This window comes from Pseudomonas sp. FG-3G, assembly GCF_901007645.1.
GTDB lineage: Bacteria > Pseudomonadota > Gammaproteobacteria > Pseudomonadales > Pseudomonadaceae > Aquipseudomonas > Aquipseudomonas rhizophila.
In genome coordinates this window covers 472,797-486,192 of sequence record NZ_CAAKGZ010000021.1, presented here as the reverse complement: position 1 = coordinate 486,192, position 13,396 = coordinate 472,797, and the positions used below count along the sequence as shown (strand labels likewise).

Sequence of the window (13,396 nt, the reverse complement as noted above, 5' to 3'; positions counted from 1 at the left end):
TACTGACTCGCCTCCAGGAGACCCATGGCCAGACAGGAATTACTGGCGCAGAGCGAATGCCCGGTCGCTCGCACGCTTGAAGCGATCGGAGATCGCTGGGTATTAATGATTATTCGCGACGCGTTCGACGACGTTCGCCGCTTCAGTGAGTTTCAGAAACGTCTTGGTCTCGCCAAGAACATCCTCACGGTCAAGCTCAAAATGCTCGTCGAGTTGGGCGTATTCAACATCCAGCCGGCATCCGACGGCAGTGCCTACAAAGAATATGTACTGACTGAAATGGGGCGCGCGGTGTTTCCCATCGTCGTCAGCATGCGCCAGTGGGGGGAGCGCTACTTGTTCAACACAGGGGAGAGCTATTCGGTGCTGCTCGACAATGAATTGTCAGAGCCGGTAGAAACCATCGCCGTACGTTCCAAGGCGGGCAAAGTGTTGACCCCGGCCGATTGTCATCGGCGGGTCGTCAAGCGCTGGGGTTGACGCGAGTCGAAACGACTGGTCGACAGCAACGGATTGCCGATCAAGTGGTCCGAGGCGCCGAAGAGTTGGCTGAATCGAACGAAGACCTGACCGACCATCTAAAACCAAGGGTTTGCGAGCGAAAGCTAATGCAAACCCTTGTTTGTTTCTGCTCCGTGAAACCATCTTATCCAAGCTGCGCTCACAACCTGCGCCGAAATGCCTCGAGAATCTCCCGCGTGCCCTTTTTCATTTGCAGTTGCGCGATAGCGTCCAGCGGATGCCAGAGGCAGTCGCTGATTTCATTCTGTGGCCGGGCGGTCTTTGAATCGGTGACCGCGGCTTCGAACACGTGGTGTTCGGTTTCACCGTCGCTGATGCGCATCAGATAAAGCAGGTTGTGCGCGTCCAGCCCGGTCTCTTCTGCCAACTCGCGTAGTGCCGCCCCAGCATGGGTTTCGCCGCGCTCAACGGTTCCACCAGGCAATGTCCAGCGGCTGTTTGCCTTGCGCACGAGCAAGATGTGGCGATCTTCCTCGCAGATGACGGTCGCTCGAATTTTCATGGCCTTGCTCAATCCGTGACTGTCATTAAATTGAAATATAAATGCAATATTTGAGCCCGATGTCATACGGACTGTCCACTACAGTTTTTACCGGGGCCTCTCTGTACGACCGCGCCAATCGTCGAAAGACTGAACTTCATTTCATCCCCGCACTCGCTATGTGTCTGGACTGGGCATTGGACCGATCATCGCCTCGACTGAATCAGCTTGGAAAAAACGTATCCATGTTGGGTGGATAGCCAACCTCGGGTAGAGGGGAAGTGAGCAGACATGACCACGGTTGAAGACTTCAAAATCAAATCCCACGAGCTTCTCGTGGAACTGGACGCGGCCACTTCAGAAATGATGGCGCTCGTCGACGCACATCAAACGAGCGGGGTGATTTGGGAGCAGGCCGTCCAGCGCCAGCATGACGCTTATGAACGGTGGGTCGCCTATCTGAATGAGCGTGGATAGACGCAAGTTCGGGCGGGGGGACGCGATGGCAGATTCTTTGAACGGACCGTCAGGGGGTGTGCCTAAACCATAGACCTTAAGAGGATTGGACCATGTCTGAACTAGCCAGCTATTTCTGGATCGGCGTTGTGGTGCTTTTGCTGCTTGTGGATCTGTGGGCGATCATCAGTGTCTTTCGCAGTGACAAGACTGTCGGGACCAAGGCGGGATGGGCGCTGTTGTTGATCATCTTGCCTGTGGTGGGCCTGGTCATCTGGGGCGTTGCCGGCCCTCGCGGTGTGAAGGAAGGCCCGTCGTCGCCAGAGCACAGCAAAGGTTAGGGACCCTTCATTGGTTTTTCCAGCGCCCACCGGTGGTTTCGCAATCTTTCTGTGCTTGCGCCAGTTGCTCGGTGTTGTAGTAGTACCGGGTGACTTGCGCATCGTCAGGGATGTTGGCTGACTCGCCGCCACGGTCCTTGCTGGTTGAGTGCGGATTGGCCAGGGATTCCTGAGTCAGCCGGGCCTGGCACGTCGCTACATAGCCTTGGGCGCAACGTTCGACCTGGTTCTTTTCAGTGCTCAGTGCACCTTTGCTTTCGTTGCTGCACGACCAGCCAATCGCCTCGGCTGGCACGCCTTTGTATTCGTAACAACTATGGGTTTCGATCTTCGGTATCGCTTGGCTCTGGGACCGAGTGATTACATCGCAGCCTTGCGCCATGGCGACGGCAGGGCAGGCACAGGCGATCAACAGCAGGATTCTGGCGTACATGGTGTTCTCCCTCTAGCGGCTTTGCTCCGATACATATCCATATCGAGGCGCAAAGAACGCCAGCGTTCCATCGGTTTTCCAACCGGTAGAGCTTGGGGAAGAGCCTGTGCAGCGCAATGCGTTAGCGGAACTTGGGCAATGGTCGCTCGGCGGGCTTGAGGGACGTCAGCGCGCTCTGGATAGAGGGGGCGTCTTTTTCGATGTCATTGAGACGATCCCGGATGCGCACGGCGGTAGGGTGCCCGCCCTGATGGTCGACCCAGTCAGCGATTTCTTTGCAGGCTGCCGCCAATCGCGCCTGACGCGATTCCAGCAAGGTGAGCACGGTGGTGATGGACTCTTTTTCAGACATGTCGCACCTCCATTGAGTGTGTATAGGGCAGCACAAAACCCGCCAGCAGCGGGTTGTACCGATAATTAAGCGTAGTTGAGTTATTTCGGGTCTGGCGAAGAAAACGGCGCACGGCCGGACGGCCGGTGCGCCAAAGAGGGGTTGCGGACTCAGCCTGACTCTTTTACCCAGGCCGGCGCGACACTGGCTCGCCAGCGCACGTCGGTAATACCGTATTTTTCTGCCAGTGGTTTTGACACCCGCTTGACCTTTTCCCTCCCGAATTTGGGGATGCGCCCGACACCCGCGTCGCAACTGGCCCAATGCCAGGCTTCGGAATTGTTCATCACTTCTGCACGAATGATGAATGACTTGGGCTCGCCATGGAGCATGTAGTCGATGATGTAAAGCGATGGCCCGCCCATAAATCCTCCCTAATTAGTTCTATACGGATGGATGCAGAGGCGGGCGGAAAATTCCATCGGATCTCCAGACGGTCAAAATCGGGGGCGCGGCGAGGCTCGCGGCCGGGAACCAAACCCGGTTAACCTTCTCCAAGCTGGGCTTGGGCACCAAGGGCCATGGATCGAAGGCGAGTCAGTGCGATCACCATAAAAGGCACACAATGAAAATCTTCGCCAGGGTGTTGTCTCTCGTAGCCCTTGCCAGCGCTTTGCTGGGGTGCATTGGCGCTCCCATCGAGCTGACTGCGCAGACCGAACAACGCCTTCGCACGCAACCGCCGATCCGCTTTCTGCTGACGTTCGATGACGGGCCCAGCGCATCATCTTTCTGGAACCCGAGCATGGGCGTGCTCGATGCCCTGGCGCAAAACCCGGTGCAGCCGGGGATCAAGGCGGTATTTTTTGTGCAGACTCGAGCGTCGCGGGCCGGTGGCAGTGATATCGGGCGTTCGGTGATGCGTCGTGAACAGCAGGAAGGGCATGTGCTGGGCTTTCATACCGCGACCTCCGGGCACAGCAACCACCGGTTCCTCAGCCCAGATGAACTGGAACAGTCGCTGCTCAATGGGAGCGCCGACATTGCCGCCATCACGGGGGCAGCTCCCAGCCTGGTGAGGCCGCCGTTCTGGAGCTTCGACACCCGCACCTTCGCGGCCTACCGGCGCCATGGCCTGCACATGTTGCTCACTGATCTGAGTGCCAACGACGGCAAAGTCTGGGGCATCACGGCGAGTCCGAGACGGCGAATCAACCTAATACGTCAGCTCAGCGAAGTGCGTGAACGTATCGCCGGCGGGCAGATACCTGCCGTTGACGGGGTCATTCCGGTGGTAGTGACCTTTCATGATCTCAATCGCTACACCGCACGACACGCCCGGGAGTACCTGCAGATTCTGATCGACGCTGCCCAGGCGACTGGGGTGAAGACCGACACCAAGCCATTTTATGACGACCGTCAGGCGCTCGAGCGAGCAGCGCTGGCTCGCACCGTCAAAGACGGCACCGAGCCGGTGCAATTGCCTGGGTTGTGGAACAGGTTGTGGGGTTCTGGCTCACCCTGACGGGCATGTCGCACCCGGGAAATTGCGACGCCCGGTTGATGCCCTGATGCCAACTGAGTGTAAGGTAAGGGGCGTACCTTAGGTTTATCTAGCAGGAGGTAACTATGAGTGCTGCGATGCTAACGAAACTGCACATCAACGGTTATGACGTACTCAGTGTGAACAGCGGCCCATGGCGGGTCTGCACCCAAGTGGACCGGCTTGGCTCCTTTGCTTCCCGTGAGGAAGCGCTGGCTTACGCGGCGGCGTTGCCGGTACGCAGAAACCGAAGCGAGCGATCGGCTAACACTAAATAGCAGCGCTAGAAGGTCGTGTTCGCAGGTCAGAGTTGGCTGCACGCGCGCAACCCCGAAGGATGCTGCGCACGCAGCCAACTCGCCCCAGTGGTTCAGGTATTGGCCAGTTCCAGCGGGATCTCCAGAGTGAACAAGGCCCCTTGACCAGGCCCATCGCTCTGGGCGTAGAGACGACCATTCATTTCAACCGCGGCCAGAGCACAGCTGTGCAAGCCAAATCCATGGCCGTCCTTGCGGGTCGTGAACCCGTGGTTAAAGATTCGAGCCTGGTTCTGCGGCGCAATACCCTCACCTCGATCCTTGACGCTGAGGCGTAATGTACTCTCAGCGACGATCTGGATCCCTAGCGTTATTTCCCGCGGATGCCCGGAAACATTCGACATTGCGAATTTGGCGTTGCTGATCAGGTTGATCAGGATCAACAGCAACCTGTGCTTGTCTCCCAGGATGGTGGGGATGTCCTGAAAATCCTTGATGACCGTGACATGGTGGCGGCTCAGCGCGCCTGCGTTCATGCGTAACGCATCTTCAAACAGATCCCTGACATTGAGCGGCTCGATCAATCTCGCGGCGCCAGCGTAGGTTTGTTGGGTGGCGACGATTTCCTTGATGTGGTCAATGCTCTTGGTCAGTTGTGCCAGCTCGTCAATGAGCAGTCCCTGTTCGGCATTGATGGACTCGACCAGCTCATTGAAATAACGAGGCAACAATTTGCCTTTTTCATCCAGGGTAATGAAACGGCCCAAATCCTCGGCATGCTCATTCATCATTTTTACCGCTTTGCCCAGACCGAGCGTCTTGCTGTTTTTCAACTTGCGGGTCACCAGGTCCGCCGAAATATTCACGCTGTTGAGAACGTTCCCCACGTTATGCAACACGTTGGTCGCGATCTCGGCCATTCCCGCCATTCGCGCCGCCTCCACCAGCTCACGTTCGGCCTGTATCAGCTCGCGAGTGCGATCTTCCACCCGTTCTTCCAGCCGTTCGTTGGAGAATTGCAGTTCCTGGTTGATCTGAGTGATGAGCGCGGAACTGCGAACCAACCGCGCAGCAAGGTAGATCATCAAAATGGCCATGAGGCCGGCGCATACAGCCAGATAGATGTGATATTGGCGTTCGGTCTCGGCGGTCCTGCGTTGGGTTTCGTTCAACAGCTCGTTAATACTGTCGAGCTCTTGGGCGACCGGGATAACACTGATGCGGTCAATGAGGTCATTGACGATCGGTTGTTCCTGGATAATGGATTCGACATGTTGTGTCAGCGTGCTAAAGGACGGCTGGTAGGACGGGGGCAGTTGGGCGATGTATTGCTCCAGCGCATTGAGCTGGCTCCTTACTTCTTCGGCCTTGTCCGAGGTGACATACAGGGCGTACTCAAGCGTTGTCAGAGTCAGGTCAAGGACACTGGAGGCAATCTCTAGGCGGTTTATCGGAGTGTCGGCATCCATCTCCCTGAGCCGTGTCTGGATGTCGTCCTCGGCAAGTGGCAGCGCATCCAGAGCGGTGCGTAAGCGGGTGTTGTGTTGCTGGAACTGCTCCACCAGCAGGCTTTTGTTCTTCACCGCCTCCACATAACCCTGGCGCCTGGACGCCCAAAGGGCCGCCAAAGGGCCAGAATTGTTGAGCTGCTCCAATTGCTCCCATCGACTGGCCGCTTCAGGTGGCGGGGTCAGCGACAGGTTGTTATTGATGCCGATCTTCTTTCGCAGGATTTTGACGTTCCAGTTGGCGTCGGATTGTTTGAGTTGGCGGATGAAGTCCCGGGATTCGAAATAGGTGGAGGCGTCGTAGGTGTAGGATTTGACTAAAAAGAATATCAAGGCCGAAAACACAGCAAGCGCGACAGCCAACAAGGCGGGCCATTTATATTTTTTGATGAGAGTGGTCACACGGTCCTCCCGTCAAGGCTCTTGATCGGGCAGATCGGTGAGTTGCCAAGACAAGGCAGGATTGCGGCGCTTGGGACGATGGGTGGAGTGTTTGTTTGGTGTTGTATAGGTGGCGTGGGTCTGCTTTTGCCTGGGTGCACGTTGAGCTCCCTGCTAACGGTGGCGTGGTACGTCAATGACGTGAGTGTAGCGCTAAGGAGGCGGGGCGATGGGGGAGGCTGGCGGCGGGCGCAGATTAAGTCGGCCGCCACAATGGCGGCCGACTTTTGGCTTGGTCTATTACAACGGTCACAGCTCAGGAATGAACCGGATAATCCACATATCCACGCTGGTCGCCACCAAAGAATGTGCTCGGATCCGGCGCATTGAGTGACAACCCTTCGCGAATTCGCCGTGGCAGATCAGGATTGGCCAGAAACGGCCTGCCGAACGCGATGATGTCCGCGCGGCCGTCGATCAGCGCCTGTTCTGCCGTCTTTGGATCGTAGCCGCCGGCGATCATCAGTACGCCGTCCCAGGCTGCACGCAACTGACCGATAATGGCATCCCAGCGCGGATCGAAGTTCTCATCTTTTACAGTGCCGACGACGGCGGGCTCGACGAGGTGCAGGTAGGCCAAGTTCCAGTGGTTCAACGAACGCACGATATGGCCGAATGTAGCCTCAGGGGTTTCATCACCCATGCCCATGAAGCGCCCCATGGGTGTCAGACGCACGCCCACGCGTTCTGGACCGACCTCATCGACTACGGCAGCCACCACTTCCAGTAACAGGCGAGCACGATTTTCCAGGCTGCCGCCGTAACGGTCAGTGCGCTGGTTACTGTTACTGTTGATAAATTGATCCAGCAGATAACCATTGCCCGCGTGAATTTCCACACCATCCATTCCGGCGTTCATCGCATTGCGTGCAGCCTTGCGGTAGTCGCTGATAATGCCGGCGAGCTCCGAGGTTTGCAGCGCTCGTGGCACCGGCACATCACCCCAGACGCCGTGACCATCGGTATCGACAATGAACGTCTTGCCAGGTACGGGTAATGCACTCGGGGCAACCGGCAGCGCGTTGTCGGGCTGAAAACTGGGGTGCGATACGCGGCCCACATGCCAAAGCTGCATGAAGATCAAACCACCCGCCTCATGCACGGCGTCGCTGACTTCGCCCCAGGCCTGCACCTGTTCATCGCTGTAGATGCCCGGCGTCCAGGCATAACCCTGGCCCTGTCGGGATATTTGCGTCGCTTCGGTGATGATCAAGGCGGCGCTTGCACGTTGGCGGTAGTACTCGGCATTCATCGCTGTCGGAGTGTCGCCCGGTTGCCCGGCGCGAGAGCGTGTCAGCGGTGCCATCGCCACACGGTGGGCAAGTGTGTACGGACCTAATGCGATGGGACGAAACAGATGTGGCGTCATGGTGTTCTCCAATAATCGAAAAGTGCAGGCAGGGTGGCGTCTGACCTGGGCCAGGCACTGGCTGTACTTAAGTTAAACGGCGCGATGACGCCTGATAATCCACACACTTCGCCACGCTGCATTGCGTGATTTGCAATGCAGCGTGGGTTCATGACGGCTGCTGCGAGCGAGTCAGGGGAAGGTTCAACCAGCGCCGCCCTGTGGCATTCGCGATGGCATTGCCAATGGCCGCAGCCATTGGTCCCTGGACGATCTCGGCGGCGCCGAGAAACGGTTGTCCCGGTTGATCGAGCAGATGGACGTCGACCTTTTTGGGCACTTGCGAAAAGCGCAGGATCGGGTAACCACTCCAGTCGTAGCTGCGAATGCCTCCGGGGTCATAGGCGACTTTTTCATACAGCGTCCAACTGGTTGACTGGACGACCCCCCCTTGCACTTGGTTGCGCAAGCCGTCGGGATTGACGATCTGCCCAACGTCCACGGCTGTGACGACGTGATCGATCTGCACTTCGCCAGTCTGAGGGTGCACCTGAAGGCGCACCGCGATGGCGCAATACCCCATGATGTTTTTGTAGCGGGCGAACGCGAAACCTATGCCCGCGCCAGGAGCGCTGCTTCTTTGCGGCCAGGCAATGGCGTCGCGAACTCGCTCCACCACGGCTCGCGCCCTGGGATCGGTCAGATGGGCAAGGCGCAAGGCAACTGGATCGACTTCGGCCTTGATGGCCAGCTCATCCATGCAGGCCTCGATTGCGAAAATGTTGATGTGCGCGCCGAGTGAACGCATGGCCGATGTGCGAAATGGCATCTCGGTAACGAAGTTCATGTCGATGCGCGTCGAGCCCAATGTGTACAGGGGCACCGCGTTGCGATCGCCGTCGCCTTCGGGTTGTGCGATAGGCACCGAAGGCGCAGAGATGAAAGGGCGGGCCAGCAGCCGCGCCGGCAGCAAGCGTCCGGCATTGACGATGCGTTCGTTATGAGGCGTGGTCCATAGCTCGCAGTTCCAGTCCTGCAGTCGACCCTGCGCATCAAGGTTGGCCTGGACCTCGGTAATCATCGCCGAGCTGTAGGGCTCCCAGAGATTTTCCTGTTCGCGCATCCACTGCACCCGAACCGGGGTGCCCGGTAGTCGCATGGCAATCAGCGCCGCGTCGGCCGCTGCATCGTCCGCGCCGTTGTGACCATAGCAACCCGAGCCTTCGGTGTGGATACAACGAACGCGCTCGGGTGGCAGTCCTGTCATTTCGGCAATCCCGGCGCGCAGGGGGTACACACCCTGTGTGTGGGTCCAGACCGTGAGGGTGCCGTCCTTGAGCCAGGCCACGGCGCATGACGGGCCGATGGAGCCGTGCATCAAATACTGTTTGGTTACGCGCGCGCGGTAGCTATGGTGGGGCACGTCTTGCGGGGTACCTTCATGACTGATTGGATAACGGCGTGAGGGGAGCCGTTCGAGCAAGGTATGGATCGATCCAGACTCGGGGATTGCCTGACCACCACTCCAATAGGCCGACTCGTATCCGCTGCGCATGGCCTTGATCGCTTGCCATTCATCAAGCGCCACCACGGCCAGATAATTACCATCACGAATCACTTGCACGACCCCGGGCAGCATCTTGATCGATTTCGCATCGAAGACCTCCAGCCTGCTGCCGGGACGCGGCGGGCGGATGACTCGCGCATGCACCATGCCTGGCAGACGAATGTCTTGAACGAACGCGGCACCGCCGCTGACTTTGGCCGCAATATCCAGCCTTTGCAGCGAATGGCCGATCAGCTTGAATTGCGTCGCCGGCATGACCGGCGATTCGGCCTTGGCGTAGAGGTGCAGATCGACATTCTTGACGGCGTCGGCATAGCTCATTCGCTGCCCGGTGGGGCCGAGAATGATGCCTTGCTCGGTGCTCAGCAGTGCCGGCAATACCTCCCAGCTACGCCCGGCCGACTCCAGCAGTAACTCACGTACCTGCGCCGCCGCGTTGTACAGCGCGGTCCCACTGTCGAAAATACTGTGGCTACCGGCGGTGTAGCCTTCGTTAGGTGTCAGAGCCGTATCGGCGGTAAGCAAATTGATCGCCGCCGGGGAGACTTCCAGGCGTTCCGCGGCTATTTGCAATAGGGCTGTCTTGACGCCGGTGCCCAACTCAACCTTGCCGGTGTAGACGGTGATGCCATCTGCGCCGACCCGGATCCAGGCATCGAGATAGGGGTTGGTGCGCAGGCTGCCGGGCAGGTCCGGCGCCCGCACTACCGTGCCAAGCGTATCAACTTCGGTGTCTGCCCATGCGCGTCGGGTCATCGGCGCGAGGGTGAATGCCATCAACAAGGCGCCGCCCTTCAAGAAGGCGCGGCGACTGTGAGTCATCTCTTTAACCTGCGTCATAGCGAACTCCGGTTTTGCCTGGCTACAAGGCTGATCGCGTCGATAATTCGCAGGTGGGTTCCGCACCGACACAGGTTGCCTGCCATGTACTGGCGTATGGTCTGTTCGTCCGGGGACGGATTGCTTTCCAGCAATGCCTGGGCGCGCATCAACATACCGGCGATGCAGTAGCCGCACTGGGCCGCCTGTTTATCGATGAAGGCCTTCTGTAAAGGGCCGGGGCGCTCGACGGTGCCGAGGCTTTCAACCGTTCTAACCTGTTTGCCGTCAAGGCCCGCGCAGGGTGTCACGCAGGAAAACACAGGCTTGTCATCGACAATGACGGTACAGGCACCGCATTGGCCCAAGCCGCACCCGTATTTGGCGCCATTGAGCCCCAGGTGATTGCGCAGCGCGTAGAGCAGCGGCATGTCAGGTTCCAGCTCCAGTGTCTGGGGCGAGCCGTTGACATTGAGAGTGACTTGGGTCATTTCGTCTCCTGGCGTATCGCTTCAAGGGTGGCAGAAAGGTCAGTCCAGGGTTGGTCGGGACTGGCCTGGTGGCGCAGGTATGACGCCAGGGCTGAGAGTTGGGCGTTGTCGAGGCTGGCGGCAAACGGCGGCATCACCGGACCCGGCACGCCCGGGATGGCCGGGATGCCATCGAGTACGGTTTTCAGGAAGTTGCGCGCGCTTGAGGCTTGTAATGCTGACGTACGATTCAACGCCGGACGCCCGTCGATTTCGCGCATCGGTGCCGCCGCGCCATGGCAACCGGCACAGGCGCTGGCGAAGAGCATGGCGCCACTGGCTTGGGCGGCGGGCTCGGCGCTGGCAGCATCGGGATGGATTTCCCTGATCACAGCCCTGCCGGGCAGACTCAGCAAGTACTCGGCAATCGCCTCTGCATCGGCCACCGGCATGCGTGCCAGGCCAAGACTGACCGCACGCATCGGTCCAGCCGCGGTGCCATGCCCCTCCACGATTTCCGCGCGAAGGTAGCGCACCAATTGCTCAGTGCTCCATGCGTTTGCACCACGGGCCATGCCGAGTAGCGAAGGCGCTTGCCAACCCTCCACGGAACCGCCCGCCAGGCTTTCGCCGCTCTTCTGGGCACCGAGTAAGTTCAGAGGTGAATGACACCCTGCGCAGTGGCCGGGCCCTTGGACCAGATAACGCCCGCGATTCCAGGCTTCAGATTGTCGTGCTACTGGCGTGAGTGGCTTGGCGTGCAGGAACAGCAGATTCCAGAATGAGACTAGCGGGCGGATGTTCATCGGGAAGTTCATGTCGTTTTGCATGGCCGGTGAGTCCACGGCAGGGCCGCTCATCAAGTACGCATAGGCGTCAGCGATGTCGTCTGTGGTCATGCGCCGGTAATGTACGTATGGAAAGGCCGGGTAAAGGAAGTGACCATCGCGTGAGATCCCTTCGCGCATCGCCCGCTCGAATGCCGGCAGCGACCATTGGCCAATTCCGGTCTGCGGATCCGCAGTGATATTGGTGCTGTAGAGCGTGCCAAACGGCGTTCTTAGCGGCAGGCCCCCCGCCATGTATTGGCCCCCGGGTCGTGTATGGCACACCGCACAATCGCCCGCCTCGACAACGCGAGCACCGCGTTGCAATTGTGCGGAATCGAAGGTTCGCGGACGCTCGATGGGAGCTATCGCCGGACGCCACATCAGCATCACGGCCCCGATCGCGCCTACCGAAGCCAGGACCACGGCGCTGATCCATAACGGCTTGGCTCTGATGAAACTGCCCTTCATGAAAATGCCCGGTGCCGCAGACGCGCGGTCGCAAGTGATGATGAGTTGGGGGTCATGAACAGCTCCTCGGTCAGCCTGGGAAGGGCGCCGGAGGAGAGACCTCTGCGCCAAGTGCCGAAGGTAAGGAAGGTGTGGCTGTTGGAGTATCCGCGGATCGCGCAATAGCCTGTTGCGCCAAGCGCAAGGCGAGTGCGCGTTGCATATGGCGCATCACTCAATTGCTCATGGGGTGGATTCTGCGGATCGACCGCTGCCTTTAGCCTTGACGCCACTTTCTCGAACTCAACGAGGTGTCATCATGCTCACGGGTAACCCGGCGGCAACGGCCAAGGCCGAACAATCTGCTTCACTCTCTGGCCTGATGGTCGCGTTCCTGGCGTTTTGCTGCGGCGCGGTCGTTGCCAACCTTTATTACGCTCAGCCAATTGTCGAACTGATCGCGCCGCAGATCGGCCTGTCCAGCGCCAATGCCAGTCTGATTGTTTCGCTCACACAGTTTGGTTATGCGTTGGGCCTGCTGTTGCTGGTGCCACTGGCCGACCTGATGGAAAACCGACGCCTTGTCGTGGGTTTTACCCTCGCTGCGAGCGTGACCCTGTTGTGTGCCGGTCTGACGCATTCGCCGTCGATGTTCCTCATATTGTCCTTGCTGATCGGTCTTACCTCAGTGGCGGTGCAGATTCTTGTGCCGCTGGCGGCGCATCTGGCGCCGGAAGCAACGCGTGGGCGCGTTGTTGGCAACATCATGAGCGGGCTGTTGCTGGGCATTCTGCTGTCACGTCCGCTGTCGAGCCTGCTGGTGGAAGTGTTCGGCTGGCGCGGGGTGTTTTTCAGCGCCGCGGCACTGATGGCCGTCATCGCCGTGATTATGGCGACTGCGCTGCCGCGGCGTGTGCCGACTCATCAGGCCACGTACCCGGCGTTGATCGGTTCGGTGTTTGCGCTTGCCCGTCGCCACCCGGTTCTGCGGCAACGTTCGTTGTATCAGGGCTTATTGTTCGCCAGCTTCAGCCTCTTCTGGACCCTCGCGCCCATCGAGCTGATACGTAACCACGCGTTCAGTCAGGCGCAGGTTGCGATTTTTGCGCTGGTCGGAGCCGTCGGTGCAGTGGCAGCACCGATTGCCGGGCGCTTGGCCGATGCTGGGCATGGCCGCCGCGGGACGCTGGCTGCACTGCTGTTGGCACCCGTCTCGCTATTGATCGCGGCGCTGCCTGGCAGCAGTTACCTCTGGCTGGTGGTGTGTGCAGCGCTGCTGGATTTCGCCGTGCAACTGAACATGGTGCTGGGCCAACGAGAGGTGTATGCCATCGACCCGCACAGTCGCGCGCGCCTGAATGCGGTTTACATGACCAGCATCTTCGTGGGGGGTGCCTTGGGCTCGTTGGTGGCGAGCCCACTGTATGAACATTTCGGCTGGAACCTGTCTGCCGTGACGGTGGCATTGTTGCCTGCTCTGGCTTTGCTAATGTTTCTGGGACGTAAGGCAGAGGCCTGAGCGCCAGGCGTCGGTGAAAGGTGTGAGGTGCGTTCGTACAAGACGGCGCGAGACGAGTGATGCACAATCGTCTGCGTTCCTTT

General features: G+C 59.1%; 14 protein-coding genes. 5 read left to right on the top strand and 9 right to left on the bottom strand.

All coding sequences use genetic code 11. The features are described 5' to 3' along the window. Positions 1-24 precede the first annotated feature (24 nt). The gene (locus PSEUDOMOFG3G_RS14500; protein WP_139050382.1) at positions 25-480 is read left to right on the top strand and encodes a helix-turn-helix domain-containing protein; all 456 of its coding nucleotides are present in this window, start codon (positions 25-27) and stop codon (positions 478-480) included. Positions 481-661: 181 nt separating this feature from the next. Here the strand turns inward: PSEUDOMOFG3G_RS14500 and PSEUDOMOFG3G_RS14495 are convergent, their stop codons facing one another. Continuing rightward, on the bottom strand, positions 662-1,024 hold the full coding sequence (locus tag PSEUDOMOFG3G_RS14495; protein ID WP_047226597.1) for an NUDIX hydrolase: 363 nt from the start codon (positions 1,022-1,024) through the stop codon (positions 662-664). 270 nt (positions 1,025-1,294) lie between these two features. On the opposite strand from PSEUDOMOFG3G_RS14495, the gene PSEUDOMOFG3G_RS14490 reads away from it, so the two are divergent. Both PSEUDOMOFG3G_RS14490 and PSEUDOMOFG3G_RS14485 read left to right on the top strand, forming a co-directional pair. Beyond that, positions 1,295-1,480, top strand: coding sequence for a hypothetical protein (locus PSEUDOMOFG3G_RS14490; protein ID WP_047226596.1), 186 nt, complete (start codon positions 1,295-1,297; stop codon positions 1,478-1,480). Positions 1,481-1,572: 92 nt separating this feature from the next. Further along, positions 1,573-1,800, top strand: a complete 228-nt coding sequence (locus tag PSEUDOMOFG3G_RS14485) for a PLD nuclease N-terminal domain-containing protein (protein WP_092397840.1) — start codon at positions 1,573-1,575, stop codon at positions 1,798-1,800. A 7-nt stretch (positions 1,801-1,807) separates the two neighbouring features. Here PSEUDOMOFG3G_RS14485 and PSEUDOMOFG3G_RS14480 read toward each other — a convergent pair whose 3' ends face one another. The 3 genes from PSEUDOMOFG3G_RS14480 to PSEUDOMOFG3G_RS14470 all read right to left on the bottom strand — a co-directional run bounded on the left by PSEUDOMOFG3G_RS14480 (position 1,808) and on the right by PSEUDOMOFG3G_RS14470 (position 2,989). Continuing rightward, positions 1,808-2,233 (bottom strand): hypothetical protein, encoded by a 426-nt coding sequence (locus PSEUDOMOFG3G_RS14480; RefSeq protein WP_047226594.1) that lies wholly within the window; start codon positions 2,231-2,233, stop codon positions 1,808-1,810. 121 nt (positions 2,234-2,354) lie between these two features. Then, positions 2,355-2,585 (bottom strand): hypothetical protein, encoded by a 231-nt coding sequence (locus tag PSEUDOMOFG3G_RS14475; RefSeq protein WP_047226593.1) that lies wholly within the window; start codon positions 2,583-2,585, stop codon positions 2,355-2,357. A 149-nt stretch (positions 2,586-2,734) separates the two neighbouring features. Continuing rightward, entirely contained in the window at positions 2,735-2,989 is a 255-nt protein-coding gene (locus PSEUDOMOFG3G_RS14470; RefSeq protein ID WP_047226592.1) for a DUF6555 family protein, read from the bottom strand. A 200-nt stretch (positions 2,990-3,189) separates the two neighbouring features. Between PSEUDOMOFG3G_RS14470 and PSEUDOMOFG3G_RS14465 the strand changes: the two genes are divergently transcribed. Continuing rightward, on the top strand, positions 3,190-4,089 hold the full coding sequence (locus PSEUDOMOFG3G_RS14465) for a polysaccharide deacetylase family protein (protein ID WP_139050381.1): 900 nt from the start codon (positions 3,190-3,192) through the stop codon (positions 4,087-4,089). Between the two features lie 388 nt (positions 4,090-4,477). On the opposite strand, the gene PSEUDOMOFG3G_RS14460 is transcribed toward PSEUDOMOFG3G_RS14465, so the two are convergent. From PSEUDOMOFG3G_RS14460 to PSEUDOMOFG3G_RS14440, 5 genes are all read right to left on the bottom strand, one after another. Beyond that, on the bottom strand, positions 4,478-6,274 hold the full coding sequence (locus PSEUDOMOFG3G_RS14460) for a DAHL domain-containing protein (RefSeq protein WP_139050379.1): 1,797 nt from the start codon (positions 6,272-6,274) through the stop codon (positions 4,478-4,480). Positions 6,275-6,569: 295 nt separating this feature from the next. Next, positions 6,570-7,682: an alkene reductase gene (locus PSEUDOMOFG3G_RS14455; RefSeq protein ID WP_047226588.1), complete on the bottom strand. Its 1,113-nt coding sequence runs from the start codon at positions 7,680-7,682 to the stop codon at positions 6,570-6,572. A 148-nt stretch (positions 7,683-7,830) separates the two neighbouring features. Then, a complete protein-coding gene (locus PSEUDOMOFG3G_RS14450) occupies positions 7,831-10,068 on the bottom strand; it encodes a molybdopterin cofactor-binding domain-containing protein (protein ID WP_047226587.1) in 2,238 nt (745 codons plus the stop codon). Next, positions 10,065-10,538: a (2Fe-2S)-binding protein gene (locus tag PSEUDOMOFG3G_RS14445; protein ID WP_047226586.1), complete on the bottom strand. Its 474-nt coding sequence runs from the start codon at positions 10,536-10,538 to the stop codon at positions 10,065-10,067. Before PSEUDOMOFG3G_RS14445 ends, PSEUDOMOFG3G_RS14450 begins: the two co-directional genes overlap by 4 nt. Further along, positions 10,535-11,815 carry a cytochrome c gene (locus PSEUDOMOFG3G_RS14440; RefSeq protein WP_080962871.1) on the bottom strand — a complete coding sequence of 427 codons (1,281 nt, stop codon included), beginning with the start codon at positions 11,813-11,815 and terminating at the stop codon, positions 10,535-10,537. The genes PSEUDOMOFG3G_RS14445 and PSEUDOMOFG3G_RS14440 overlap by 4 nt, the downstream gene beginning before the upstream one ends. A 298-nt stretch (positions 11,816-12,113) precedes the next feature. On the opposite strand from PSEUDOMOFG3G_RS14440, the gene PSEUDOMOFG3G_RS14435 reads away from it, so the two are divergent. Then, positions 12,114-13,313, top strand: coding sequence for an MFS transporter (locus tag PSEUDOMOFG3G_RS14435; RefSeq protein ID WP_139050378.1), 1,200 nt, complete (start codon positions 12,114-12,116; stop codon positions 13,311-13,313). The last annotated feature ends 83 nt before the right edge of the window (positions 13,314-13,396 follow it).